Source organism: Photobacterium ganghwense (assembly GCF_017329545.1).
Taxonomy (GTDB): Bacteria; Pseudomonadota; Gammaproteobacteria; order Enterobacterales; family Vibrionaceae; genus Photobacterium; species Photobacterium ganghwense.
Genome location: NZ_CP071325.1, coordinates 367,508 through 393,759, shown reverse-complemented (window position 1 = coordinate 393,759; position 26,252 = coordinate 367,508). Strand labels below are relative to the sequence as shown.

General features: G+C 53.6%; 22 protein-coding genes. 8 read left to right on the top strand and 14 right to left on the bottom strand.

Annotation, left to right across the window (positions count from 1 at the left end; genetic code table 11):
• Nucleotides 1-290 precede the first annotated feature (290 nt).
• The 7 genes from FH974_RS01925 to yacG all read left to right on the top strand — a co-directional run bounded on the left by FH974_RS01925 (nt 291) and on the right by yacG (nt 6,451).
• On the top strand, nt 291-713 hold the full coding sequence (locus tag FH974_RS01925; protein WP_047886941.1) for a pilin: 423 nt from the start codon (nt 291-293) through the stop codon (nt 711-713).
• Between the two features lie 8 nt (nt 714-721).
• Complete coding sequence (gene pilB, locus FH974_RS01920; protein ID WP_047886942.1) at nt 722-2,422, top strand: type IV-A pilus assembly ATPase PilB; 1,701 nt, start codon at nt 722-724, stop codon at nt 2,420-2,422.
• 55 nt (nt 2,423-2,477) lie between these two features.
• Entirely contained in the window at nt 2,478-3,698 is a 1,221-nt protein-coding gene (locus FH974_RS01915; protein WP_047886943.1) for a type II secretion system F family protein, read from the top strand.
• Between the two features lie 275 nt (nt 3,699-3,973).
• Nucleotides 3,974-4,843, top strand: a complete 870-nt coding sequence (locus tag FH974_RS01910; protein WP_047886944.1) for a prepilin peptidase — start codon at nt 3,974-3,976, stop codon at nt 4,841-4,843.
• Between the two features lie 4 nt (nt 4,844-4,847).
• Nucleotides 4,848-5,462 (top strand): dephospho-CoA kinase, encoded by a 615-nt coding sequence (coaE, locus tag FH974_RS01905; RefSeq protein ID WP_047886945.1) that lies wholly within the window; start codon nt 4,848-4,850, stop codon nt 5,460-5,462.
• Nucleotides 5,463-5,486: 24 nt separating this feature from the next.
• A complete protein-coding gene (gene zapD, locus FH974_RS01900; RefSeq protein ID WP_047886946.1) occupies nt 5,487-6,224 on the top strand; it encodes a cell division protein ZapD in 738 nt (245 codons plus the stop codon).
• Between the two features lie 8 nt (nt 6,225-6,232).
• Nucleotides 6,233-6,451 (top strand): DNA gyrase inhibitor YacG, encoded by a 219-nt coding sequence (gene yacG / locus FH974_RS01895; RefSeq protein WP_047887028.1) that lies wholly within the window; start codon nt 6,233-6,235, stop codon nt 6,449-6,451.
• A gap of 93 nt (nt 6,452-6,544) precedes the next feature.
• Here yacG and mutT read toward each other — a convergent pair whose 3' ends face one another.
• Both mutT and secA read right to left on the bottom strand, forming a co-directional pair.
• On the bottom strand, nt 6,545-6,943 hold the full coding sequence (gene mutT, locus FH974_RS01890; protein WP_047886947.1) for an 8-oxo-dGTP diphosphatase MutT: 399 nt from the start codon (nt 6,941-6,943) through the stop codon (nt 6,545-6,547).
• A 112-nt stretch (nt 6,944-7,055) separates the two neighbouring features.
• Nucleotides 7,056-9,773 (bottom strand): preprotein translocase subunit SecA, encoded by a 2,718-nt coding sequence (gene secA, locus FH974_RS01885; RefSeq protein ID WP_047886948.1) that lies wholly within the window; start codon nt 9,771-9,773, stop codon nt 7,056-7,058.
• Between the two features lie 420 nt (nt 9,774-10,193).
• Between secA and FH974_RS01880 the strand changes: the two genes are divergently transcribed.
• Entirely contained in the window at nt 10,194-10,658 is a 465-nt protein-coding gene (locus FH974_RS01880; protein ID WP_047886949.1) for a DUF721 domain-containing protein, read from the top strand.
• Between the two features lie 178 nt (nt 10,659-10,836).
• Here FH974_RS01880 and lpxC read toward each other — a convergent pair whose 3' ends face one another.
• The 12 genes from lpxC to FH974_RS01820 all read right to left on the bottom strand — a co-directional run bounded on the left by lpxC (nt 10,837) and on the right by FH974_RS01820 (nt 26,247).
• On the bottom strand, nt 10,837-11,754 hold the full coding sequence (gene lpxC / locus FH974_RS01875; protein ID WP_047886950.1) for a UDP-3-O-acyl-N-acetylglucosamine deacetylase: 918 nt from the start codon (nt 11,752-11,754) through the stop codon (nt 10,837-10,839).
• 122 nt (nt 11,755-11,876) lie between these two features.
• Nucleotides 11,877-13,058, bottom strand: coding sequence for a cell division protein FtsZ (gene ftsZ / locus FH974_RS01870; RefSeq protein WP_047886951.1), 1,182 nt, complete (start codon nt 13,056-13,058; stop codon nt 11,877-11,879).
• A 34-nt stretch (nt 13,059-13,092) separates the two neighbouring features.
• Complete coding sequence (ftsA, locus tag FH974_RS01865; RefSeq protein ID WP_047886952.1) at nt 13,093-14,349, bottom strand: cell division protein FtsA; 1,257 nt, start codon at nt 14,347-14,349, stop codon at nt 13,093-13,095.
• Between the two features lie 67 nt (nt 14,350-14,416).
• Nucleotides 14,417-15,169 (bottom strand): cell division protein FtsQ/DivIB, encoded by a 753-nt coding sequence (locus tag FH974_RS01860; RefSeq protein WP_047886953.1) that lies wholly within the window; start codon nt 15,167-15,169, stop codon nt 14,417-14,419.
• 274 nt (nt 15,170-15,443) lie between these two features.
• Nucleotides 15,444-16,904, bottom strand: a complete 1,461-nt coding sequence (murC, locus tag FH974_RS01855; RefSeq protein ID WP_207103456.1) for a UDP-N-acetylmuramate--L-alanine ligase — start codon at nt 16,902-16,904, stop codon at nt 15,444-15,446.
• Nucleotides 16,905-16,921: 17 nt separating this feature from the next.
• Nucleotides 16,922-17,986 (bottom strand): undecaprenyldiphospho-muramoylpentapeptide beta-N-acetylglucosaminyltransferase, encoded by a 1,065-nt coding sequence (gene murG, locus FH974_RS01850; protein WP_047886955.1) that lies wholly within the window; start codon nt 17,984-17,986, stop codon nt 16,922-16,924.
• Nucleotides 17,973-19,181, bottom strand: a complete 1,209-nt coding sequence (gene ftsW / locus FH974_RS01845) for a cell division protein FtsW (RefSeq protein WP_047886956.1) — start codon at nt 19,179-19,181, stop codon at nt 17,973-17,975. The genes murG and ftsW overlap by 14 nt, the downstream gene beginning before the upstream one ends.
• Nucleotides 19,181-20,515, bottom strand: coding sequence for a UDP-N-acetylmuramoyl-L-alanine--D-glutamate ligase (gene murD / locus FH974_RS01840; RefSeq protein ID WP_047886957.1), 1,335 nt, complete (start codon nt 20,513-20,515; stop codon nt 19,181-19,183). The genes ftsW and murD overlap by 1 nt, the downstream gene beginning before the upstream one ends.
• Nucleotides 20,516-21,598, bottom strand: a complete 1,083-nt coding sequence (gene mraY, locus FH974_RS01835; RefSeq protein WP_047886958.1) for a phospho-N-acetylmuramoyl-pentapeptide-transferase — start codon at nt 21,596-21,598, stop codon at nt 20,516-20,518.
• The gene (gene murF / locus FH974_RS01830; RefSeq protein ID WP_047886959.1) at nt 21,595-22,983 is read right to left on the bottom strand and encodes a UDP-N-acetylmuramoyl-tripeptide--D-alanyl-D-alanine ligase; all 1,389 of its coding nucleotides are present in this window, start codon (nt 22,981-22,983) and stop codon (nt 21,595-21,597) included. Before murF ends, mraY begins: the two co-directional genes overlap by 4 nt.
• Nucleotides 22,980-24,491: a UDP-N-acetylmuramoyl-L-alanyl-D-glutamate--2,6-diaminopimelate ligase gene (gene murE / locus FH974_RS01825; RefSeq protein WP_047886960.1), complete on the bottom strand. Its 1,512-nt coding sequence runs from the start codon at nt 24,489-24,491 to the stop codon at nt 22,980-22,982. The genes murF and murE overlap by 4 nt, the downstream gene beginning before the upstream one ends.
• Entirely contained in the window at nt 24,478-26,247 is a 1,770-nt protein-coding gene (locus tag FH974_RS01820; protein WP_415719988.1) for a penicillin-binding transpeptidase domain-containing protein, read from the bottom strand. The genes murE and FH974_RS01820 overlap by 14 nt, the downstream gene beginning before the upstream one ends.
• Nucleotides 26,248-26,252: the final 5 nt, after the last annotated feature.

The window sequence follows — 26,252 nt, the reverse complement described above, 5'->3', positions numbered from 1 at the left end:
TCACCTCTCCCACCCGGTTTTACCTTGTTAACCAGGCAAAGCCCAAGTCCTGTATTTCCGGATAAAAATGCCGCTGAGCCGATCCCCTATCCCTCACTGACAAAATCCCCAATGACATTACGTCTACTCACTCGCAAAGCCACTGAAAACCATGCAAGTCTCCTGAATTTTTTTTCGACTGGGCCGAGCAATCATTTGTAGCCAATTCAGCACGTTGCGCAATCGGCATATCCTCGCTCCACCAATTATTTGGGCTTATTTGCATCTCTTTATTTTGAAAGGAAACAGAAATGAAAAAACAAAACGGCTTTACGCTGATTGAACTGATGATTGTGGTGGCGATTATCGGTGTATTATCAGCAATAGCAGTACCTGCTTATCAAGACTATGTTAAACGAAGTGAAGGTGCTTCAGCTCTTGCAACATTAAAATCACTTATCACGCCATCAGAACTTTGGTACCAGGAAAATGGTGACTACCTAAAATCAGAACAAGCAAATATTTTTACGGCACTTGGAATCTCCGCAAAATCAAATAGCCTAGGCGATATTTCTATTCCTTCAGACAATTCACTTGATTTTACTTTTTCAGGCAATTCTTCACTCCCAAATACAACGAAGATAACATTTACCCGTTCAGCTACAGGCTGGGGTTGTGAAGTTAACAATGCAGACATTGAAACAGATAGCTGCCCAGCAGCTAAGAAACCGTAGACAAGAAAATGCAAACAAACCTCGCCTCCATTCTTCACCAAGCAGATCTTCTCAGTCTGGTGGAGCAACAACAAGTGGTGGATCAGGTTCAGTCAGAGGGCGCCTCGGTGCCCTCTGTTCTGTTGCAACTTGGCATCATCGGCAGCGCCGAGCTGGCCCGGCAACTGGAACAGCTGTTCGCCCTGCCGCTGGTTGATGTCCATCAGTACGATTACGCGGAATGTTGCAAAAGCCTGAACCTGCGGGATCTGGTGTTACGCCACAAAGTGCTGCCGCTGTACAACACGGACACCAGTATTTTTATTGGCCTGAGCGATCCGACCCGTATTGATGTGCTGGATGAATTTCGCTTTGCCACCGGCAAAAACATTGAGCCGCTATTGCTGGATCATAAGCAGCTGGAAGCGGCGATCCGCCGGGTATACGGCAGTGACATTAAAGGGGCCGGCTCCAACAAAACACAGCGCAGTGTCAGTGATGCAGATCTAATGGAGCTGGTGGATCTGACCGACACCGAACTGGCTGACGACGCCACAGATCTCACCAGTGATAACGCCCCGGTAACCCGCTATATCAACCAGGTGCTACTGGACGCCCTGCGTAAAAGCGCTTCCGATATCCATTTTGAACCCTATGAAGAGAGCTATCGGATCCGTTTTCGCTGTGACGGAATTTTGCATCTGCACGCCTCCCCACCGGCCAATTTGTCCCGTCGCTTATCCACCCGGCTGAAGGTCATGTCCAGGCTCAATATTGCCGAGCGGCGCCAGCCTCAGGATGGCCGGATCAAGCTCAAATTGTCCGAAAATGTGGCCGTGGATTTGCGGGTTTCCACACTGCCTACCCTGTGGGGTGAAAAGGTGGTGCTGCGGATTCTTGACAGCTCCAGTGCCAATCTGGATATCGATATTTTGGGTTATACCGAGCCCCAAAAAGCCGCATACCTGAGTGCCCTTCAGCGCCCTCAGGGCATGATTCTGATGACCGGACCGACTGGCAGTGGCAAAACAGTCTCCCTGTACACCGGCCTCAAAATCCTGAACACCGAGGAACGCAATATCTCCACCGCCGAAGACCCGGTGGAAATCAACCTGCCGGGCATAAATCAGGTACAGATACGCCCCACCGTCGGGCTTGGGTTTGCCGAAGCACTGCGCTCATTCTTGCGCCAAGATCCGGATGTCGTCATGGTCGGGGAAATCAGGGATCTGGAAACCGGCTCTATTGCCGTGAAAGCAGCTCAGACTGGCCACCTGGTGTTGTCGACACTGCACACCAACTCAGCGGCAGAAACCATTACCCGACTGACCAATATGGGGATCGAGAACTTCAACCTAGCATCGTCATTGAGCCTAATTATTGCTCAGCGGCTGGCCCGCCGTCTTTGCGGACATTGCAAGCAGCCTGATGACCCGGATCGTTTTATCAGAGATACCCTCGCGATTCCCGACAATGCCACCATTTTCAAAGCCAGCCCAACAGGGTGTGATGAGTGTAACAAAGGCTATCTGGGACGGGTCGGTATCTACGAGGTCATGCCCTTTTCACGAGAGCTCGCCGAAGCCTTAATGGCAGGTGCCAATACACTGGAGCTGGAAGGCATTGCCTGTCGGCAAAGCATGAAAACCCTGCAACAGTCAGGTATAGAGAAGCTATGCGAAGGCATCACCAGTTTAAAAGAGTTACAACGCGTACTGCACTTTAGTTAAGACCACCGCGGGCCTGATTGCGTCAGACCGATTGAACCATCTGAGGGACCTTACCATGGCGCAAGCCGGAAAAATCCGTTACTACCACTGGCGGGGGGTTAACCCGTCAGGCAAAAAGCTCTCCGGGGTGATCCTTGGTTTCCAGGAGCAGGAAGTCAGGGCCAAGCTCACAGAGCAGATGATCCAGGTAAAAAAAATTCGCCACCGTAACCCGTCTACGTTCAGTAAACTAAAAAATCAGCTGAAGCCAACCGATGTTACGACCATTACCCGTCAACTGGCGACCATGATTAACGCCGGCGTTCCCGTCGTCCAGGCGCTCAAACTCATGGCCGACAGCCATCACAAAGCAGAAGCACGCGCCACACTGACCCAGGTATCCGTCCAGGTCGAGTCTGGCTCCTCTCTCGCCCGGGCGATGCGCAACAGCTCCCCACTGTTTGATACCTTCTATTGCGACCTTGTCAGTACCGGCGAACAAACCGGTCATTTGGGCCAGGTATTTGACCGGATCGCGACCTATCGGGAAAAAAATGAAGCCATGCGGAAAAAAGTGATCAAAGCCATGATCTATCCATCCATCGTCACGCTGACAGCCGTCGGCGTAACGGTCATGATGCTGCTGTTTGTCATTCCGCAGTTCGCCAGTATTTTCAATAGCTTTGGTGCAGAGTTGCCGTGGTTTACCCGTCAGGTCATTTCGGCTTCTGACTGGTTGGTTGATTCCGGGAAATACCTGGCCATCCTGTTGTTGCTGGGATTTATCACGTTACGTTACAGCTACCAGCGTTCTGCCCCTCTGCGCTATCGCTGGCACCGCTCTATGCTTAAGATTCCGGTGATTGGCGAGGTATTACTGAAAGCCACAGTCGCAAGGTTTGCCCGCACCCTGGCAACCACTTTCAGTGCAGGTATCCCATTGCTCAGCGGGTTACAGTCCGCGGCAAAAACTGCCGGTAACCTGTATATCGAAAAAGCCGCGATGGAGGCCCACGGCAGCACAGCATCTGGCATGCCTTTGCATATTGCGTTACGCCAGAGCGATGTATTTCCAGAACTCATGCTGCAAATGACGATGATTGGCGAGGAGTCCGGCTCTCTGGACGATATGCTCAATAAAATGGCGATGTTTTATGAAGATGATGTCGATAATACCGTCGACAACCTGGGAAAAATTATTGAGCCCCTGATCATTATTTTCCTGGGAACGGTTGTTGGCGGATTACTCGTTGCCATGTATATGCCGATATTCAAACTGATGAGTGTGATTGGGTAACTGTGGATTAGATAACTGTGGGTTTGTTATAAACAACAGAAAGAGGGAGGGAAGCCATGGCCAAATCAGCTTTCCCTGCTTTCTGCCACAAGCTATTGCTTCTGCTTCATAACCTTTGCCCCATTTGCCTTTGCTTAGCTTTTAGTGACATCACTTTGCGCTGTACGGGTTTCGCGGCACGCGAGCACCATTGTGACTCACTCCTCCAGCGACCGCTATGATCCGAACTGCGAATCCCCTACAATAATCCCATTGACTGATATGAGAATGTTTTCATGGAACTGCTGATCCTCTATCCCTGGCTTTTTCCTGTTTTTGCGGCTGTTTTTGGACTGCTTGTCGGCAGTTTCCTGAATGTCGTCATTTATCGCCTACCTATCATGATGGAGCGGCAGTGGAAAGCCGACTGCGCCGAGTGTTTTCCGGAATTTGGTTCTGTTCAAGAAACCGGCCCATTCAACCTCAGCATTCCCCGCTCGCGCTGTCCACATTGCCAGCATCCCATCAGCATGTGGGAAAATATCCCGGTTGTCAGCTGGCTGCTGCTAAAGGGGCGCTGCAAGAATTGCCAGGCAAAAATCAGCATCCGTTACCCGCTGGTCGAGCTGTTTACTGCCGCCATTGCTACGACAGTGGCGCTGACGCTACCGCACTCTGAATGGGCGCTTGCCGTTATCTTTTTCAGCTTTGCATTGATTGTCCTGACGTTTATCGACATTGACAAAATGCTGCTACCGGATCAAATTACGCTGCCGTTGATGTGGGCTGGCTTGCTGATGGCGCTGCTTGGCTTTTCGCCAGTCAGCCTGACCGATGCCGTCATCGGTGCCATGGCGGGCTACCTGTCGCTGTGGAGCCTGTACTGGACGTTTAAGCTGCTGACCGGCAAAGAAGGAATGGGCTACGGGGATTTTAAACTTCTCGCCGCACTGGGAGCCTGGCTTGGCTGGCAACTGCTGCCTTTTGTCGTGCTGCTTTCTTCTTTGGTTGGGGCAATCTGCGGCATCATTCTGATGCGGGTGCAGCGTTCCGACAGCCAAACACCGTTTTCATTTGGCCCCTATCTGGCGATTGCCGGCTGGATAGCCATCTTGTGGGGTGAGCCACTGCTCAACTGGTACCTGACTTCATATCTGGGAATGTAATGCTATGACCATGGTGATTGGCCTGACTGGCGGCATCGGCAGCGGTAAAACAACCGTTGCCAATCTGTTTGCCGCCTACCATATTGATATTATTGATGCTGATGTTATTGCCCGGGAAGTCGTGGAACCGGGAACGCCCGGCCTTCAGGCTATCGCTGACAAACTGGGATCTGACATCTTACTGACAGATGGTTCTCTCAACCGCAGTAAGCTGCGAGAGGCCATCTTCAATGACCACTCGCTCAAACAATGGCTCAACGATCTGCTGCACCCGATGATTCGGGAAAAGATGAAAGCCGACATTGAAAAGACGACATCCGCCTACTGCTTGTTGGTCATCCCCCTGATGGTGGAAAATAACCTGCAAACCATGACCGATCGTCTGTTGGTGGTGGATGTGGATGAATCGGTACAGGTCCAACGTACACAGCAACGCGACAATGTTGCAGCAGAGCAGGTCCGTAAAATCTTGGCTTCACAGGCAACCCGGGAGCAGCGTCTGGCCGCTGCCGATGATGTGATTTCCAATAACGGTGACGCAGAGAGCCTGAAACAAAAAGTGGCGGAACTGCACGCCTATTACCTGACATTAAGCCAGTCTCCGGCGGCATCAAATTAACCGAACATTTTTGGGTAAGTCGATATGCAAATGATTCGCTATGAACACCCTCTCAGCGAGAAAGTCCGGATCTACCTGCGGCTGGAATACCTGATCCGCCAGATGACGCATGCCAGCCAGCTTACTGACCCCTGGCAACATCAGATCTTTTTTCGTGCCCTGTTTGATATGCTGGAAATCCTGGATCAAATACAGCTGAAATCAGAGCTGGCCAAAGATCTAGAAAAACAACGCGGTAAACTCAAGCAGTGGCTGAACATTGACGGAGTGGACCAAAACGCACTGCTGGAGCTGCTAGATAAGCTGGATCTTGCTCACCATCAACTGCTGACAGCCACCCGGCTGGGGCAGGAGCTGCGTGAAGATCGCTTCTTGAGTAGTATTAAACAGCGCCTGTCAATTCCCGGCGGGAGCTGCAGCTTTGACTTGCCGACACTGCATCACTGGCTGCACCTGCCGCTGGCGCACAAACAAAGCAATATGCAAAACTGGCTCAATCACATCAGCGAACTGAGCGTGGCGCTGCACTTGTGGCTAAAGCTGATCAGGGAGTCAGGGCAATTCCGCCCGCAGGTCGCTCGGGGCGGCTTCTTCCAGCATGACGCCGAAGCGGCTAACATGCTGAGGATTGATATTTGCTCAAGCCATGGGGTATACCCTATGATATCGGGCCATCGCAGCCGCTTTGCTGTTCGCTTCCTACCTTTTGAGGAAGGAACCGGCATCGCGGAATTGCTCGAGTTTAAACTGGCGATATGCTGAGGTTCACCATGACACAAGCCAAATCCACCCAATCTGATCTCACCGTGGTCAAGTGCCCGACTTGTCGCACCGACGTGGTATGGGGAGAGCAAAGCCCATTCCGACCTTTTTGCTCCAAGCGCTGCCAACTGATTGATTTGGGTGAGTGGGCGGACGAGGAAAAATCCATTCCCGGCGCTCCGGACATGTCCGATTCTGATGGCTGGTCAGAAGACATGGGATACTGACAGCATAAGGCCCGGCATCTCGCCGGGTCTTATCGTATCTCAATCCACAGAACACCGAGCATAGGCTCTGTCATGCGCTTATAACCAGCAGCACTACAGACCCATCAGTTTGTCCAGAACCACCTCATTGGCTTCCGGAAAGGTATAGTCACGCAAGTTTGAGAGAGCGACCCATTCCCCGGGCTGACCTTCTTTACCAAAGGCTTCCCCTTCAAACGCCGTCACCAGAAAGAAATCAAATTTCAACGCCTTTTCCGGATAGTCATGCTCAAGAGCCATGAAATGCTCCAGGGCCGTCGCTTCAATGCCGACTTCTTCATGCAATTCACGAATCACCGCCTGCTCTGCCGTTTCGCCCTGCTCGACTTTGCCGCCGGCAAACTCCCAGAAGCCGCCTTTGTGCGCCTTGGCAGGACGTCGGGTTATAAAGACCGAATCTTTACTGTCATTTAGAATGATCCCCGCAGAGATCCACACGCGTTTTTTATCCACTCTTCACCCTATCATCAAACGGTAATGCTGCGTCTCTGTGTTATCTTGCCTCATTGTGCGCATAAACAAAAGGCCGCGTTGGCGGCCTTTTATTCTATAACACGGTCAGTTGTTAGCTGATTTTACCGTGACACTGTTTGTATTTCTTACCTGAACCGCAAGGACAAGGTTCATTACGACCTACCTTACGCTCAGCACGGTGTGGAACACCATCTTCATGGCTCTCGTCCGCCACCTGGTTTTCGGCTTCCTGATGCTGGAACTGCTGACGGCGGGCCAGTTCTTCGGCCTGACGACGACGCTCCGCTTCCATTCGCTCGACTTCTTCCTGCTGCTGGACGCGAACCTTACTCAGGATGGCAATCACATCAGACTTCAGGCTTTCCAGCATGCCCTCAAACAGCTCAAACGATTCACGCTTGTATTCCTGTTTCGGGTTTTTCTGTGCATAACCACGCAGGTGGATACCCTGACGCAGGTGATCCATGGCAGCCAGGTGCTCTTTCCACAGCATGTCCAGATTTTGTAGCATGACCGTCTTCTCGAAGTTACGCAGCACAGGCGCGCCAACCACTTCTTCTTTGTGACGGTAAACTTCCACCGCTTTCTCGACAATACGTTCACGCAGCGCTTCTTCGTACAGCTTCTCTTCGCTGTCCAGCCACTCCTGAATCGGCAGTTCAAGATCGAAATCGTTCTTCAGGCGCTCTTCCAGGCCCGCAATATTCCACATTTCTTCCAGAGACTGAGGCGGGATAAACTCGTCAATCACAGCCTGCAGCACATCCTCACGGTTCTGCTCGATCATATCGCTGATGTCTTCGGCATTCATCAGCTCGTCACGCAGCTCGTACACGACTTTACGCTGATCATTAGCCACATCATCGAATTCCAGCAGCTGTTTACGGATGTCGAAGTTACGGCTTTCTACTTTACGCTGGGCGTTTTCGATCGCCTTCGTCACCCATGGGTGCTCAATGGCCTCGCCTTCTTCCATGCCCAGTTTCTTCATCATCCCGGAAACACGCTCAGACGCGAAGATACGCATCAGGCCATCTTCCATCGACAGGTAGAAACGCGAGGAACCCGGGTCACCCTGACGACCTGAACGGCCGCGCAGCTGGTTATCAATACGGCGGGATTCGTGACGTTCTGTACCAATAATGTGCAGGCCACCGGCTGCCAGTACCGCATCGTGGGCTTCTTTCCACTGGGCCTTCACGCCGGCAATTTGTTCTTCTGTCGGGTTATCCAGCTTCGCCACTTCGCTCTGCCAGGAGCCGCCCAGCACGATATCCGTACCACGGCCCGCCATGTTGGTAGCAATTGTCACCGCACCGGCTTTACCCGCCTGCGCCACAATTTCAGCTTCCATTTCATGGAATTTCGCATTCAGAACCTGATGCTTAATCCCTTCTTTTTTCAGGGCGTTTGACAGCATTTCTGATTTTTCAATCGAGACGGTACCCACCAGCACCGGCTGACCTTTGCTGACGCGCGCTTTGATGTCTTCACTGATCGCCGCGAACTTTTCACGTTCAGTCATGTAAACCAAATCACCCATGTCATCACGAACCATCGGCTTGTTGGTTGGGATAACCACGGTTTCCAGACCGTAGATTGTCTGGAATTCAAAGGCTTCAGTATCCGCAGTACCTGTCATACCTGACAGCTTCTCATACAGGCGGAAGTAGTTCTGGAAAGTGATGGAAGCCAGAGTCTGGTTTTCATTTTGAATTTTCACACCCTCTTTGGCTTCAACAGCCTGGTGCAAGCCTTCAGACCAGCGACGGCCCGGCATCGTACGGCCTGTGTGCTCATCAACGATGATCACTTCGCCGTCTTTCACGATGTAGTCGACGTCACGCTCAAACAACACATGGGCACGCAATGCGGCATTCACATGGTGAAGCAGGCTGATGTTGGCTGGCGAGTACAGTGTATCGTCCTCGTCCATCATACCGTTTTGTTTAAGCAGCTCTTCAACAAATTCCTGACCGTTCTCCGTCAGGTAAGTCTGCTTAGATTTTTCATCAACCGTATAGTGGCCTTCACCACGGTATTCTTCGCTATCTTCTTTGTCCTGCTTCACCAACTGAGGAATCAGGGCATTGATCTTAATGTACAGCTCCGAGCTGTCTTCAGCCGGACCAGAAATAATCAGCGGGGTACGGGCTTCATCGATCAGGATGGAGTCGACTTCATCGACAACCGCAAAGAAACGCTCACGCTGTACACGGTCTTCCGGGCGGAAAGCCATGTTGTCACGCAGGTAGTCAAAACCGAATTCGTTGTTGGTACCATACAGTACGTCTGCCGCGTACGCTTCTTTCTTCGCATGCGGAGGCATATTCGGGATGTTCACCCCAACGGTCATCCCCAGGAATTCGAACAGTGGTCGGTTGGTTTCGGCGTCACGGGCAGCCAGGTAGTCGTTCACCGTAACGATATGCACACCTTTACCGGTCAGTGCATTCAGGTAAGCTGGCAACGTCGCCGTCAGCGTTTTACCTTCACCCGTACGCATTTCTGCGATCTGGCAGTTATTCAGTACCATACCGCCAATCAGCTGAACATCGAAATGGCGCATGCCAAACACACGCTTCGACGCTTCACGAACCGTGGCAAACGCTTCTGGCAACAGCTGATCCAGGTTTTCGCCCTGATCCAAACGCTCACGGAACTCAACCGTTTTGGCTTTCAGTTCTTCGTCTTGTAAGCTTTCAAATTGCGGTTCAAGCTTGTTAATTTGGTCAACGATTTTGCGCATACGACGCAGTGTGCGGTCGTTACGGCTACCGATAACTTTAGTCAGTAGTTTTGATAACATGGCGTTGCCGTTTTCTCTTTGTTATGTCAGCCAGTAGGTCGGGCTGATGACTCAATCTGAATATTTCACCGGGATACTACCAGACGGAATCGAGGTCATGGCCTGAACGTCTTCGTCCCTGTCCCGTTTCAATCCACCACACAAGTGGCGAAACAAGCCGACCGGAAAATAGTGGTTAAGAAAGATATTGTGGCCTATCTCCGCCATTTCAAGTCGAAACCGTAAAATACCCACATTTTCCGCTCACCGGTGTTCATTTTGGGAGCCACAAGACAGTTATGTCGTGTTATTCATTAGGTTCCCAAGCCTGATATAATAAGCCATATTGACAGTGTCGCCTATGGCAAATCCCCCGGCGATGTTTACCATATCCGAAAAATTAGAACTTATCCCCTAATTCAGAGCCAGGAATTGCCAGACATGCGTGATCACCGCCCTCAAACACCCGCGACTTTGCTGGACAACAGCCAGATGGGGAATATTCAGCAGCGTGCTATCGCCTTGAGTAAGCTGGATAAAGCGGTTAAGGCGCACCTGAACTGTGCTGAACACTGTCGAGTCAGTAACTACCGCCAGGGAGTCCTGATTATTGAAACGGCCTCAGCGGCCTGGTCAATGCGCCTGAACTACGAGCGCAATACGCTGATGCAGAAGCTCCGGGAAAAACTACTCCCGAATCTCAGTCAAATTGACATTCGGGTCAATCCGGCTTTAGCTGCGGTCGCTCCGGCACCGTCAGAAAAAACCCCGGATATCGTTCGCAAGCCAATCTCGGATAAGGCAGCAGGTTACCTGCGTCAAACCGCAGCAGATGCCCCTGATAAAATTAAAGCTCGGCTGGAACGTATCGCCGCTATGGCTGAAGCCCGAAATCGTTCAAAATAACACGGCATAAGTAGCTATTGTTTAAAGTAGCTACTAACTAAAGTAGCTATTGCTTAAAGAAGCGAATACTGAGAGTGGCTATTGCCGAAAATAGTAAAGTATTTCTCGAGGCGAGATTCACGAAGCCAGAAAAGCAAAACGCCGGACAGAGTCCGGCGTTTTTCAATCTGATTGGGTATCAGGCAAGTACCATGCCCGGCTGGGCAAAAGTAACAGGCACCTGCTGTTCATTATCGAAGGTCGACCATTCAAAAGCTTCTTGGTCAGCCAGAACAGCACGCAGCAATTTGTTGTTTAGCGCGTGGCCTGATTTATAAGCCACCATCTCACCAATGATGTTGTGGCCGCACATGTACAGGTCACCAATGGCGTCCAGTACTTTGTGAGTCACGAGTTCATTGTCGAAACGTAAGCCGTCATCATTCAAGATACGGTAATCATCCAGTACGATGGCATTATCAAAGCTACCACCCAGACACAGGTTCTGTGACTGTAAATACTCGATATCACGCATGAAACCAAAGGTCCGTGCGCGGCTGATATCTTTTACAAATGACTGGCTTGAGAAGTCCAGAACCAAACGCTGCTGATCCGCATCAATCGCCGGATGGTTAAACTCGATAGTGAAATCCAGGCGGAAGCCGTTGTATGGACGCAGCTCGGCCCATTTGTCACCATCTTCGACGCGAACAGTTTTCTTAAGACGCAGGAAGCGCTTAGGCGCATTCAGCGTCTCAATACCGGCTGATTGCAGCAGGTAAATAAACGGGCTGGCACTGCCGTCCATAATCGGAATTTCCGGCGCATCCACTTCGATAATCACGTTATCGATACCCATACCTGCCAATGCGGCATTCAGGTGTTCCACAGTCGAGATACGCACACCTTCTTCGTTCACCAGAGCGGTGCATAACATTGTATCGCGCACTGAGTCGGCGTTCGCTGGAAAATCAACAGGTGGATTCAAGTCCGTACGACGATAAATCACACCGGTGTTTGCCGCAGCAGGACGAAGGATCAGCGTGACTTTACGTCCAGAGTGCAAACCCACCCCGGTCGTTTGGACAATGCTTTTCAATGTACGTTGTCTGATCATCTGCGTTTCTCAACTGTTTAAATGCCTAATGTCGGCCCTTATCCTTGTTCAAAAATAGGACAAGGACAGACATCATACCACTTTGTTACCTGTTTCCCAAATAATTTGCAACAGCTAAGCAATTAGTCTGCTTGCTTGCGCAAAAACGCCGGGATGTCCAGGTAGTCGTGGTCCGCTTGTGGTTTAGCTTTCGCTGCTGCCTGAGCGTTACCTTCAGCGGCTGGGGCAGACTGAGTCAGCGGAGCTGGCTTCGTGTCTTCCATCACAGGCGTAGGCTGAACCGTTTTTTCCTGTGCAACTGCTGGTGCTGGTTTGCTGGTTGTAACCAGAGTGATATCAGGCTTGGTGTCTTTACCAATACCCGTTGCCACTACTGTTACACGCAGCTCGTCAGACATTTCCGGATCCAGTGATGTACCGATAACCACGGTCGCGTTGTCAGAAGCAAATGCCTTGACGGTGTTACCAACGGTTTCAAACTCATCCAGACGCATGTCCATACCCGCGGTGATGTTAACCAGTACGCCACGAGCACCCGCCAGGTCGATATCTTCCAGCAGTGGGCTGGAAATCGCCATTTCAGCGGCTTCTTCTGCACGGTCATCACCGGTCGCAACGCCGCTACCCATCATCGCATGACCCATTTCAGACATCACTGTACGTACGTCCGCAAAGTCGACGTTGATCATGCCCGGGCGAGTAATCAGCTCGGCAATACCCTGTACCGCGTTTTTCAACACGTCGTTCGCTTTCGCAAAAGCGTCCAGCAGAGTGATGCCACGGCCCAGCACTTTCAGCAGCTTCTCATTCGGAATCGTGATCAGCGAGTCAACGTGCTTAGACAGTTCTTCGATACCTTGCTCGGCAAAAGCCATACGCTTTTTACCTTCGAAGCTGAATGGCTTGGTAACTACGGCAACCGTCAGAATACCCAGCTCTTTCGCGACTTCCGCAATAATCGGGGCCGCACCGGTACCGGTACCGCCGCCCATACCGGCAGCGATGAAAATCATGTCTGAACCTTCCAGCTCAGCTTTGATTGCTTCACGATCTTCCAGCGCCGAATCACGGCCAACCTGTGGGTTGGCACCGGCACCCAGACCTTTAGTGATCGCGCCGCCAATCTGAATTACAGTGCTGACACTGCTTTTACGAAGTGCCTGAGCGTCAGTGTTTACACTGATGAACTCAACGCCTTCAATAGATTCACGTACCATGTGATCGACAGCGTTACCGCCACCGCCGCCAACGCCAATGACCTTAATTACTGCCTCGTCAGACATTTCCATCATCGGTTCAAACATGTGTTCTCTCCGTTCATCCTGTTCGCATCAGGTTTTAAAATTCTTTTTTAAGCCAACCACTTATTCTAGTGAAAATACTGGAGACAGACCGTTTCGGCTCCAGATCACTATCGTCAAATGTCTGACTATCCTTTCCGTAATGCAGCAGACCGACTGCTGTCGCGTAATGCGGTGATTGGACATGTTCTGTCAGTCCAGTCACGTCCAGCGGCAATCCTACCCGGACCTGATTGCTGAATACCCGTTCGGCACATTCAACCAGCCCTTCCATTTGAGCCGCACCACCGGTCAGGACAATACCTGCTGCCAGTTGGTGCTTGACGCCCGCATTACGCAGTTGTTCTTGTACTTCGATTAGCTTCTGATTCACCAGCCCCAGCAATTCGCTGTAACGAGGCTCGATCACTTCCGCCAATGTCTGGCTCTGCAGACTACGTGAAGGCCGTCCGCCGACGCTCGGTACATCGACCTTCGCATCTTTGCTGACCATTTCACTCAGTGCACAACCGTATTTGACCTTGATTTCTTCCGCATCACCGAGCGGTGTACCAAAGGCATAAGCAATATCGCTGGTCACCACATTGCCGGCATACGGGATGACGGCAGCATGGCGCAGTGCGCCACCGGTCCAGACCGCGATATCCATTGTACCGCCACCGATGTCCACGACACACACGCCGAGCTCGCGCTCGTCCGGTGTCAGAACAGCATAACTGGCAGCCAGACCAGAGAATATCAGCTGATCGACTTTCAGATCACAGCGCTCAACCGCTTTCACGATGTTGCGCGCCATGTCGTTATGGCAAGTGATTAGATGAACACTGGCTTCCATGCGCACCCCTGATAAACCAACAGGATTTTTTATCCCCTCTTGGTAATCAATAGCAAATTCCTGAGGAATAACATGCAAAACTTTATGTTCATCACTAATTTTTACTGACTTCGCTGTATGTATAACATTATCAACGTCGTCTTGTGTCACCTCTTTATCAGAAATCGGCACCATACCTTCTTCTGTCTGGCAACGAATATGCTTACCTGATAAAGACAGGAAAACCGAGGAAATCTGGCAATCAGCCATCAGTTCGGCCTTGTAAACAGCGCTCTGAACCGATTTTACGACGGACTCAAGATCGTTCACGCCGCCTTTGTCCATTCCGCCAGAAGGACTGCTACCCTCACCGATGACGTTTACTTCACCATCCGGCAACACTTCCCCGACTAAAGCACAGACTTTGGATGTACCAATATCCAAGCCCACTATCAGTTTTTTATCTGCTGCCTTCGTCATTAGCGCACGCTCTTATAGTTCTACCAAGCCAAACAGAAAGCGGCGATGCCGTCCCATTTGGTTTCGCTTACTCTGGATCTGTAGTCCAGCCTACAGCAGCCCCGGTGTCATAGCGCAAGTCTACGTACTCGATGGCCTTTCCCTGCTGCTCTATCTCCGGGAACAAGGTAATGAAACGTTCCAGCCGCTCCATTCTTTCCTTGCGCCCTAATTCGAGCCTGATGCCGTTGGTTAACCACACGCGCCAGGCACGACGTTCGTTCAATACCAGCCTAGCAATTTCAAAGCCGGCTCGCTGTAATCTGGGTTGCATTTCATGCAACGCAGCCAATACCTGTCGGCTGCTGTCTTCCGGTCCGGATAGCGCGACAAACGCCTGTCCGGCCTGCTCTTTCGGGGCATAAAATACGTCACCAGACGTATTCAGCAGAAACTCATCATCCCAAAAGGCCGCGGGCTCCTGTTCAACCAGATACACTTTCACCGTATCCGGCCACTGCTTGCGAACTGCCGCTCTGGCTACCCAGGGCATGGCTTCCAGCGTATGCTGAATATCATCCACATCCTGCGTCATGAAGCTGCCCAGACTGTCAAGCTGGAGTATTCCGTTTCGGACATCATCCGGCGTCAGGTAATGCAGCTCCCCCTGAATAATGAGCTGCGATAATGGCAGCCGGTTGGCATCGGTCATCCAGTCTATTGCGGCACTGAACAGCCAGACAATAAAGCTGATGACAAAAAGAAAAAAAGCCAACCCACCCCAGTGTTTTCTGGCCACAGGGGAAGGTAGCGGTATGCGATTTAAAACCGTATCAGCCATACATTCAAAACCCTAATAGCCGACATTTACCGGCAAGATACGGAACTGGCAGCCTAAACCGCTCTAAATCAGACCGCATCTTGCGAGCAAAGTTGACAGATTATACCGAGCAAGCTCTGGCACTCCAACACTTGTCTCATGATTCCTTGCAATTACTGATAGCAATAAGACACTTAAGAGACCTATTGCACAGCTTTTTCCGGCAAACATCACGGCAAACATCACTGAACCTGATACTCACGCAAGATTTACGCCAGACTTGCGCCTCCGCTGACTACTTCTGACGCATCATGTCAATATTCAGTTTCATTTCAGCAAGTTGGCGTGCAATTTTGCCAACATCACCGGCGCCTTGTGTCAGAACTAAATCATCATTTTGTAGAATGTTGGCCAACGCTGACGGCAATGCTTCACCGTTGGGCACAAAAATCGGATCAATTTTGCCGCGCCCGCGAATAGTGCGGCACAGAGAGCGCCCATCTGCTCCGGTAATCGGTGCTTCCCCGGCAGAATAGACATCCAGCATTACCAGAACATCAACCTGCTCCAGCACATTGGCGAAATCTTCATACAAGTCACGGGTACGGCTGTAACGGTGTGGCTGGAACACCATCACCAAGCGCTTATCCGCCCAACCGGCCCGCGCAGCTTTGATGGTGACATCCACTTCGCTCGGGTGATGACCATAATCATCCACCAGCATGACGTTGCCGTTACCGGTTTCAAACTCACCCAAATGGTCGAAACGACGACCGGTGCCCTGGAATTCTACCAATGCACGAATGATGGCATCTTCTTCCACGCCTTCTTCACTGGCAACAGCCACTGCCGCCGTTGCATTCAGCGCATTGTGTTTCCCCGGAATATTCAGGGTAACTTTCAGTGCAGGCTTGCCTTTGCGCAGAATCGAGAAGTGGCCTTGCTGACCCGTTTGCGTGTAATCCACCAGGCGAACATCAGCATCTTCTGAGAAACCGTACGTGATCACCGGACGGCCGACCCGCGGCAGCAGTTCACGAACCACAGGATCGTCAATGCACATCACAGCCAGCCCGTAGAACGGCAGATTATGCAGGAAATCAATAAACGTCTGCTTCAGAACTTCAAAGTCACCACCATAGGTATCCATGTGGTCAGCTTCAATGTTCGTCACAACACAGACCATCGGCTGCAGGTGCAAGAAAGACGCGTCGCTTTCATCCGCCTCAGCAATCAGGTAACGGCTGCAACCCAAACGGGCATTGGTTCCTGCGCTTTTCACCAGACCGCCGTTGACGAACGTCGGATCCAGCCCCGCTTCGGAATAAATCTGAGTGACCAAGGCCGTCGTTGTGGTTTTGCCGTGCGTTCCCGCAATTGCAATCCCGTGGCGATAGCGCATCAGCTCGGCCAGCATTTCGGCACGGCGCACTACCGGAATACGCTGCTCACGGGCTGCAACTAACTCTGGATTGTCCTGACGGATTGCGGTCGACACCACCACCACACTCGCGCCCTGAACATTTGATGCCTGATGACCAAAAAAGATCTCAGCACCCTTGCTGGTCAGCCGCTCTGTCACCGCATTCGGCGCCAGATCAGAACCACTGACCCGATAGCCTTCATTGACCAGTACTTCGGCGATTCCGCTCATTCCGGCGCCGCCGATACCAACAAAGTGAATACGCTCTACGCGGCGCATCTCTGGTACCATGGTACGAATTTTAGCTAGCTGCTGGTTATCCAGTTTACTCATCACTTTGTCTCGTCTTGTTATTGTTTTGCCAGCGATTTAATCACTTCTGCGACACGGACATCCGCGTCAAGAATCGCTGCATTCCGTGCCGCCTCGGCCATCGCCGTCAGCTGACTACGGTCTAGTTGTGCAATCTCATCAGCCAGCCCCTGAACGGTCAGATCCGGCTGCTCAATCATTTTTGCGGCACCGCAGGCTACCAGATGGTCGGCATTCAGCGCCTGCTGGCGGTCCTTGTGCATGAACGGAATAAAGATAGCCCCCAGTCCCGCCGCTGACAGCTCAGAGACTGTCAGTGCACCGGAGCGGCATACCACCAAATCGGCCCAGGCGTAAGCTGCGGCCACATCATCAATAAACTCGGTTACTTTATGTGGCACCGTGGTGTTAGCTTCATAGGCCTCCTGGGTTTCGGCCTGCGCCCCTTTACCGGCCTGATGCCAGATAGTGACTTTATCACCCAGAATCCCTGCCACCTGAGGAAGAGTCTGATTCAGGATACGTGCCCCCTGACTTCCCCCCATCACCAGGATACGCACTGGCCCCTGGCGCTCCGCAAAACGTTCTGCCGGCGCTGGCAGCACCGTCACATCTTCGCGCACCGGGTTACCGACAACATCACGCCCTTTAAACGCTCCCGGGAACGCCTGTAGCACGCCACTGGCAATACGGGACAGCCACTGGTTTGTCAGCCCGGCCACGGCATTCTGCTCATGCAAAATCACCGGTACGCCCGACAGCCAGGCTGCCACGCCGCCTGGGCCACTCACGTACCCCCCCATGCCCAACACCGCATCCGGCTGCCAGGCTTTGATGTATTGTCTGGCCTGCAGAATCGCCCCGACGATTTTAAACGGCGCCGACAGCAAACGCAGGATCCCTTGTCCGCGCAGGCCTTTGACTTTAATAAAATCGATATCAATACCGTGTTTCGGCACCAGATCCGCTTCCATACGATCCGCGGTACCCAGCCAGCGAATTTCCCAGCCTTCCTGTTGCAGCTTCTTGGCTACCGCCAGCCCGGGAAATACATGGCCACCGGTTCCGCCAGCCATCACCAGCAAGCGTTTATTCTTGTTCATTCTCTGTATCTTCTTTTTCAGGATCCGGGGCATAACGGGCAGCCAGGCGCTGCTCAAAGTCAATCCGGATCAGGATGGCAACAGCGGTTGCCATAATAAATAGACTGGAGCCACCGTAACTGATCAGCGGCAGGGTCAGACCTTTGGTCGGTACCATACCGGCAGCAGCCCCCACGTTAACCAACGTCTGGAACGCAAACCAGAAGGCAAAACCAAACGCCAGGAAACCGCCAAACAGTTGCCCGGTCTGCAGACAACGGCGGCCAATGATCAGTGATTTGAACACCAGAGCAAAAATCAGGAGCAGGACGACTGTCACGCCAATCAGGCCAACTTCTTCCGCCAGTACCGCAAATACGAAGTCCGTGTGAGCTTCCGGCAGGTATTCGAGCTTCTGAATGGAGTTCCCCAGCCCTTGTCCCAGCCAGTCACCGCGGCCAAACGCCATCAGTGACTGCGTCAGCTGGTAACCACTGCCAAACGGGTCTTCCCACGGGTCAAGAAACGACGTTACCCGGCGCATCCGATAAGGTTCCAGCAGGATTAGCAGGCCGATGCCGCCAATCGCCATCACCAGCATGGCAATGAACTGCCACAACTTGGCCCCGGCAATAAAGAGCATGCCAACTGTCGTAACAAACATCACGACGAAGGAGCCGAGGTCAGGCTGCGCCAGCAGCAGCACGCCCAGCACGCCCAGTACGACCAGCGGCTTTAGAAAGCCACGAAAGCTTTCACGTACCTGCTCATACTGACGAACCAGATAGCCGGACAAAAACAGAAACAGAGACAGCTTGGCCACTTCGGCTGGCTGCAAATTAAAGATCCCGAGCGGGATCCAGCGGGAAGCACCATTGACCGAACGGCCAATCAGCAACACAACCACCAGCAGCACCAACGAGGTGATCAGCATCGGTACGCTGTACTGCCGCCACTTTTCCAGCGGCACCATGACCACGAAGCCAGCGATCACTAGAGCCCCGGCCAAAAAGAATGCATGGCGCAGGGCGAAATAAAACGGCATGTCCGTCAGGCGGGTCGCCACCGGCACCGAGGCGGAAGTCACCATCACCAGACCGGTTACCATCAAAGAGAGCGCAATCCACACCAGCTGACGATCGTAACTGCTTTGTGCGGCCGGTCGGGTCAGCCAGTCAAACAGAGACTCCACACTGTCTCTCAGTACGCCCAGCATTATCCGGCCCCACCGACCTGATGCTGTAGCTCACCGGCCAGTGCGGCAAACGCCTCACCGCGCGCCATGAAATTGGCAAACTGATCAAAGCTGGCGCAGGCAGGAGACAACAGCACCATATCGCCAGAGGCTGCTGAAGCGGCAGCCATTGTCATGGCCTGTGCCATCGTTTCAACCTGCACCGCACCTGATACCTGCTCAGCCATCAGGTGGCCGTCGCGACCAAAGCAGTACAGCTGAACGTTCAGCGCCGCCAGTACGGGCGCCAGCTCAGAGAAATCCGCGCCTTTGCCATCCCCGCCCATCAGCAGATGCAACTTGCCCTGCAGGGTGAGACCACTCAGGGCCGCGACCGTGCTCGCCAAGTTAGTGGCTTTGGAGTCATTGACCCACTTCACGCCGTGCTGCTCGGCAACCAACTGGCAACGGTGTGCCAGTCCGGTATAACGACGCAGTGTTCGGCAGGCAGCGCCACGATCGACGCCCAAGGCATCGGCCAGCGCCAGTGCCGCCAGACTGTTGGCGACATTGTGACGGCCCACCAGCGCAATCTCATCACTTGGCAGCACAGCATCACCGTTCACCGCCAGCCACTCCCGGCCATCCAACTCGACCAGCCCGTATGGACCGGCATCCAGACCAAAGCTGGTCATCGGGCCAGCAAATTCCGGACGGGTTGCCAGATCATTGCGGTTATACACTGCCAGTTCGGCATGACGGAAGATACGCATTTTTGCCAGGCTGTAATCATCCAGCCCGGTGTAGCGATCCATATGATCTTCAGAAAGGTTGAGGTAGACCGCGGCTTTGAGCGACAACGAAGCAGTAGTTTCGAGCTGGAAGCTGGACAGCTCCAGAACATAGACGTCATGATCTTCGGCCAGCATATCGAGCGCTGCAAAGCCGATGTTGCCTCCGACGCCGACATTCATACCGGCTTCCTTCGCCATTTCACCGACCAGACTGGTTACCGTACTTTTGCCGTTAGAGCCGGTAATCCCAACCACCGGCTTGGTAACCGCCCGGGCAAACAGCTCAATGTCGCCGACAATGTCAATGCCGGCCTGTGCGGCCTGCACCAACTCCGGCGTTGCCAGGGCAATCCCCGGGCTGGCCACAATCAAATCGGCGGCCAGTAGCCAGTCCATCTGCCACTCACCACTGCACAGCGCAACGGTTGGTGGCAGTTGCTCTCGGCCCGGAGGCGTCTCCCGGGTATCAATCACTTTGATATCCAACGGCTGCGCCAATCGGCATAAGTGGTTCACAACCGACAAACCGGTCATCCCCAGGCCAATTACCACAACATTTTGTACGCCTTCCAAGCCTTTCATTTATCGTACCTTCAGTGTTGCCAGCGCGATCAGAACCAGCATCAGGGTGATGATCCAGAAACGGACGATCACTCGCGGCTCCGGCCAGCCTTTCAATTCATAATGGTGGTGAATCGGGGCCATGCGGAAAATACGCTGGCCACGCAGTTTGTACGAGCCCACCTGGAGGATCACCGAAACGGTCTCCATCACGAACACACCGCCCATCAATACCAGCAGCAGTTCCTGACGCACCAGCACCGCAATTGTACCCAGCGCACCGCCCAGTGCCAGAGAGCCGACATCGCCCATAAAGACCTGTGCCGGGTAGGTGTTGAACCACAAAAAGCCCAGTCCGGCTCCGACTATCGCAGTACAGACGACCACCAGTTCACTAGCATCTTTCAGGTAAGGAATATGCAGATAGTTCGCGAAATTCACGTTGCCGGTTGCCCAAGCGATAAACGCCATGCCGCTGGCCACCATAACCGTTGGCATAATAGCCAGGCCGTCCAGACCATCGGTCAGGTTAACGGCATTACTGGTACCGACAATCACAAAATAGGTAAAGACGATATAGAACAGCCCCAATTGTGGCATCACGTCTTTGAGGAATGGCACCACCAGCTGAGTCGCCACCGTGTCTTTACCGTGTACATACAAGGCAAACGCCACACCCAGCGCGATCACTGACTGCCAGAAGTATTTCCAGCGGGCGATCAGACCGTCTGTATTCTTGCGTACCACTTTGCGGTAGTCATCCACAAAGCCAACAGCCCCGTAGCCCAGCATGACCGTCAGCACGGCCCAGACATACGGGTTGCTCAGATCCGTCCACAGCAGTACTGTGATCGTAATCGCGGCCAGGATCATGATCCCGCCCATAGTCGGCGTACCACGCTTGCTAAAGTGAGACTCCGGACCGTCGTGGCGAACCACCTGACCAATTTGCAGCATCTGCAGACGGGCAATCAGACGTGGCCCCATCCACAGCGAAATCACCAGAGCCGTCAGGATGCTAATGATGGCCCGGAACGTCAGGTATTCAAATAGTCGAAAAAATGGAAACGTGGGTTCTAGTAATTCGGCTAACCAGTAAATCATTCTTTGTTGTCCTGCAGTGCGACAATTACCTCTTCCATGCGGGAGCTGCGAGCCCCTTTCGCCAGCACTGTCACTTGGATGTTATCGTCATTGAGCAATGGTTCGAGTTGCTGTTTCAGCGCCTCAATCAATGCTGTCTTGTTATTAAAATGTTTGCCGCCGTTGAGAGAGCTCACGACTTCACTGGCAACGCCGAAGGTCAGCACCTGATCCAGTGCTTTGCCTTGCGCATACTCACCCACTTCCCGGTGCAGAGCAGCGCTGTCATCACCCAGCTCAGCCATATCCCCCAGTACAAACCAGCGCTGTCCGGCAAAACCGGCCAGCAGGTCAATCGCCGCCTTCACTGAGGCCACACTGGCATTGTAGGTATCATCAATCAGCCGCAGATTGGTTCGCGGCTCGGTGATATCCACCCGGCCTTTGACGTTTGCCACCTGGCCGAGTCCGGCCTGAACCTGTGCAGGCGTGGCACCCAGCGCCATGGCCAGCGCCGCGGCGGCGAGAGCATTGGCAACGTTATGCTCCCCTGCCAGCGTCAGCGACACCGGGAACTCCCCGGCGGGGGTGCGCATTGTAAAACAAGCACGCCCCAAATTGTTAATATTTATATCAGTGGCGTGATAGTCCGCATCCTCTCGGGTTGCAGAGAAAGTCATCACCGGATGCCCGTCCAGAAGCGGCTGCCACAATGTACGATCGTTGGAGTCCAGGTTAATGATGGCAGTACCGGCTTCACCGGTTGCCAGCCCCTGGAAAATCTCCCCCTTGGCTTTGGCCACGCCCTGCAGCGAGCCGAACCCTTCCAGATGCGCTGCAGCCAGATTGTTAATCAGCGCGACCTGCGGTTTCACCAAATCAGTGGTGTAGGCAATCTCACCCTGATGGTTTGCACCCAGTTCAATGACCGCATATTCATGCTGAGGTTCCAAACGCAATAAGGTCAGGGGGACGCCGATGTCATTATTAAAATTGCCACTGGTCGCCAGCACCTTGCCTTTTTCCGCCAGAATGGCTGCCGTCATCTCTTTCACGGTGGTTTTCCCACAGCTGCCGGTCAGGGCCACAGTCTGTAACCCGTACTCGCGCTCCATCAGGGCTTTGAGCCAGGCGCCCAGCTGGCCCAGTGCCGCATGTGTGTCTGCCACAATCAGCTGAGGCAAGGCAATCGGTAAGTGTTTGCTTACCAGCAATGCCTTAGCCCCTTGTTCACAAGCATTCTGCGCAAAATCATGAGCGTCAAAACGTTCGCCAATCAGGGCGACAAACAAGGTGTCTGCCCCGATTTGGCGGGTATCGGTCGACACCGCACTGATAACCATATCCTCACCGACCAGCTCAGCATCGAGCACTTCAGCCAGCTGGGAAAGTTGAACATTTATCATGCGTGTGCCTCCAGTAACGCCTGTACGGTTTCACGGTCAGAGTAATGAATCGTCCGATCCGCAAGAATCTGGTAATCTTCGTGGCCTTTTCCCGCCACCAGAATGATGTCGTCAGCCCCGGCTTGGGTAAGTGCCCACTCACAGGCAGCACGGCGGTCATGAACCACTGTCGCCTGCGCTGGCTGTGCCAGCCCGGCCAGCATGTCTTCCACGATTTGTACCGGCGATTCAGAGCGCGGATTATCGTCAGTCAACACAATCCGATCAGCCATCTTCTCCGCCACAGCGGCCATCATTGGACGCTTGCCGCTGTCGCGATCGCCGCCACAGCCGAAAATACACCACAAGCGGCCTTCACAGTGTACGCGCAGTGCCTGCAGCGCTTTTTCCAGCGCATCGGGGGTGTGAGCATAATCAACAACCATCATAGGTTTGTCAGCCGCTTGAAAAACTTCCATCCGCCCGGTCACGGCACGCAATTGCGGTGCGGCAGCCAGCAGCGCAGCTTTATCACGCCCGGTCGCCAGCAACGTGGCCAGTGCCAGCATCAGGTTCATCACATTGAACGCCCCGACCAGCGGAGCCTCAAACTGTCCGGCTCCCCAGCTGGAGTCAAACGCAATCTTAACGCCCTGGGTGCTGTACGCCACCTCATCCAGCCACAGTTTAGGGCCAGAATGTTCCGCCACACCGGCAGCATCAGTGGCCACGGCAACAGCATCAGGCAATCCTGCCAGCCACTGACGGCCTACCTCATCGTCAGCGTTAATGACCGCAACCCCGCTGTGGTGCTCAGTAAAGAGGGTCTGCTTCGCCGCCGCATAGCTTGCCATGTCACCGTGGTAATCCAGGTGATCCCGGCTCAGATTGGTAAAAATGCTGGCCGCAAACTGCAGCGCCTTCACCCGCCCCTGAACCAAACCGTGTGAGGACACTTCCATCGCCACATAATCTGCGCCCTGACGGTGCATCGTCGCCAGCTCACAAGGAATGTCCAGCGCGCTGCCCGTGGTATTGGCGGCTGGCTGAATGTTCGCCAGCAGCCCGTTACCGGTGGTTCCCATCACGCCACTGGTGTGGCCCAGTAACTGTGCCCACTGCGCCAGTAACTGGCTGATGGTGGTTTTCCCGTTGGTTCCGGTCACCGCGATCAGCTCCAGAGCCTGATCCGGCGCGCCGTAAAACTGCTTGGCAATCGCCGACAGCTTCTGGCCCAGCTCCGGCAGCGCAATAACCGCCACCTCATCCTGCCAGCACAGTGCCGGTTTACCATCGTCGGCTTCGGCCAGCACTGCCGCAGCGCCGGATTCAATGGCCGACGAGATAAAGCGCCGACCATCCACCTGGTGTCCGTTGACCGCGACAAAAAGATCACCGGCCTGAACCTTGCGGCTGTCCAGAGTCATTCCCGTGACCGTCAACGCCGCCAGGCGATCCGGTAACGAGAGGGCATCACGCCACGGCGCAACCAAGGCGCCAACTGAAGTATTCTGATTAAGTTCCGGCATGCGTTTTGCCCCTGTGACTTACTACTTTTAATTCTTCTCGGGTTCCCGCGTCAGGCGGGATATTCAAAATTTGCAGGGCGCTTTCCATCACTTCCGCGAAAATCGGTGCGGCGACCAGACCGCCATAGTATTTGTCGCCCTGGGGCTCGTTAACCACCACAACCATCGCCAGACGCGGGTTGCTGATCGGCGCCAGGCCGGCTGTCATTGCGATGTATTCATCACTGTATCCGCCCGCCACGGCTTTTTTCGCCGTACCGGTTTTTGCCCCAACCCGATAGCCGGGCACACCCGCGCGGAAGGCACTACCACCTTTCTGCGTAACGGTTTCCAGCATATTGAGCAGCTTGCGGGTGTTTTCCACCGAGGCAACCTGACGCCCCGGGATCACCTGCTCAGTCTTCAGGATTGACAGCGGACGGTTGACCCCCATCCCTCCAAGAGTGGCATACGCCCGCAGCAACTGGATCGGGGTCGTCGAAATGCCGTAGCCAAATGACAGAGTGGCACGTTCGAAATCAGACCAGCGGCGGCGGTCAGGGAAAAAGCCCTGCGCTTCGCCAATCAGGTTGATGCCGGAAGCATCCCCCAGCCCGACTCCGCTGTACATGCCCAGCACCGCATCCACCGGCATCGCCAGCGACAGTTTACTGACGCCGATGTTACTGGACTTTTTCAGGATTTGCGCCAGATCCGCCTTACCGACCTGAGACACATCACGCACCCGGCTACCCCCGATTTGCATCAGGCCGTTGCCGGTGTCGATTATTGTATTTTCATCCGCCACCCCATTTTCCAGGGCGGCCAGAACCACAAAGGGCTTAATTGTTGAACCCGGCTCCATCGCATCGGTTATGGAGCGGTTACGCATTCGGAAGCTTTGCAGCTGATCGCGATTATTCGGGTTATAAGACGGGGCATTCACCATCGCCAAAATTTCCCCGGTCCGGACATCCGCCATAATGACAGTGGCTGAGGTCGCCTGATAATCCGCAACGGCCTGCTTCACGGCACGATAGGCCACCGCCTGCAGGCGCTGATCAATGCTCAAACTCAGCGGTTTACCCGGTTCACGCTGTTTCAGAGAGATATTTTCCACCACCCGGCCGTAACGGTCTTTACGCACGGTGCGCCGTCCCGGCTCACCGGTCAGCCAGCCGTCGTAGGTACGCTCAACCCCTTCCAGGCCATGACTATCGATACCGGTCACCCCGATCAGGTGCGCGCTGACTTCGCCGGAAGGATAAAAGCGACGGGATTCGTCTTTCAGGCCAATGCCTGGCAGTTTAAGTTTATTGACATATGCCGCCATGGCCGGACTGACCTGACGCTGAAGGTAGATAAAACGGCGGGATTGATTTTGCTCCAGGCGATTGAGCAGCGCTTTACGATCGAGCCCCAACACATCCGCCAGCGCGTGCCAGCGATCCACCTGAGCCAGGCCACCGTTTTTGAAAATCTGAACCGGATCGGCCCACACCGCCTGAACCGGCACACTGACCGCCAGCGGTTCACCGTTGCGATCCGAAATAATGCCTCGGGCTGACGGCAGTGCCTTCACTCGCAGTGAGCGCATGTCGCCTTCCTGGATCAGCTTGCCGGGATCCAGGACCTGAATATAAGCGGCACGGGCAATCAGTGCCCCGAGCGCCAGTACTACAAAGCCGCAAATAACGCCAAAGCGCCACGGAATAAAAGCCGGTGGCGCTTTTTGTCGACGTTGATTGGGCGTATTATCGCGCTTGATATTCTTCATCAACT

Excerpts from the sequence above, each read along its gene's own strand:
- FH974_RS01925 (WP_047886941.1), top strand. The coding sequence starts at position 291 with ATGAAAAAACAAAACGGCTTTACGCTGATTGAACTGATGATTGTGGTG.
- pilB (WP_047886942.1), top strand. The coding sequence starts at position 722 with ATGCAAACAAACCTCGCCTCCATTCTTCACCAAGCAGATCTTCTCAGT.
- FH974_RS01915 (WP_047886943.1), top strand. The coding sequence starts at position 2,478 with ATGGCGCAAGCCGGAAAAATCCGTTACTACCACTGGCGGGGGGTTAAC.
- FH974_RS01910 (WP_047886944.1), top strand. The coding sequence starts at position 3,974 with ATGGAACTGCTGATCCTCTATCCCTGGCTTTTTCCTGTTTTTGCGGCT.
- coaE (WP_047886945.1), top strand. The coding sequence starts at position 4,848 with ATGACCATGGTGATTGGCCTGACTGGCGGCATCGGCAGCGGTAAAACA.
- zapD (WP_047886946.1), top strand. The coding sequence starts at position 5,487 with ATGCAAATGATTCGCTATGAACACCCTCTCAGCGAGAAAGTCCGGATC.
- yacG (WP_047887028.1), top strand. The coding sequence starts at position 6,233 with ATGACACAAGCCAAATCCACCCAATCTGATCTCACCGTGGTCAAGTGC.
- secA (WP_047886948.1), bottom strand. The coding sequence starts at position 9,773 with ATGTTATCAAAACTACTGACTAAAGTTATCGGTAGCCGTAACGACCGC.
- FH974_RS01880 (WP_047886949.1), top strand. The coding sequence starts at position 10,194 with ATGCGTGATCACCGCCCTCAAACACCCGCGACTTTGCTGGACAACAGC.
- lpxC (WP_047886950.1), bottom strand. The coding sequence starts at position 11,754 with ATGATCAGACAACGTACATTGAAAAGCATTGTCCAAACGACCGGGGTG.
- ftsZ (WP_047886951.1), bottom strand. The coding sequence starts at position 13,058 with ATGTTTGAACCGATGATGGAAATGTCTGACGAGGCAGTAATTAAGGTC.
- ftsA (WP_047886952.1), bottom strand. The coding sequence starts at position 14,349 with ATGACGAAGGCAGCAGATAAAAAACTGATAGTGGGCTTGGATATTGGT.
- FH974_RS01860 (WP_047886953.1), bottom strand. The coding sequence starts at position 15,169 with ATGGCTGATACGGTTTTAAATCGCATACCGCTACCTTCCCCTGTGGCC.
- murC (WP_207103456.1), bottom strand. The coding sequence starts at position 16,904 with ATGAGTAAACTGGATAACCAGCAGCTAGCTAAAATTCGTACCATGGTA.
- murG (WP_047886955.1), bottom strand. The coding sequence starts at position 17,986 with ATGAACAAGAATAAACGCTTGCTGGTGATGGCTGGCGGAACCGGTGGC.
- ftsW (WP_047886956.1), bottom strand. The coding sequence starts at position 19,181 with ATGCTGGGCGTACTGAGAGACAGTGTGGAGTCTCTGTTTGACTGGCTG.
- murD (WP_047886957.1), bottom strand. The coding sequence starts at position 20,515 with ATGAAAGGCTTGGAAGGCGTACAAAATGTTGTGGTAATTGGCCTGGGG.
- mraY (WP_047886958.1), bottom strand. The coding sequence starts at position 21,598 with ATGATTTACTGGTTAGCCGAATTACTAGAACCCACGTTTCCATTTTTT.
- murF (WP_047886959.1), bottom strand. The coding sequence starts at position 22,983 with ATGATAAATGTTCAACTTTCCCAGCTGGCTGAAGTGCTCGATGCTGAG.
- murE (WP_047886960.1), bottom strand. The coding sequence starts at position 24,491 with ATGCCGGAACTTAATCAGAATACTTCAGTTGGCGCCTTGGTTGCGCCG.
- FH974_RS01820 (WP_415719988.1), bottom strand. The coding sequence starts at position 26,247 with ATGAAGAATATCAAGCGCGATAATACGCCCAATCAACGTCGACAAAAA.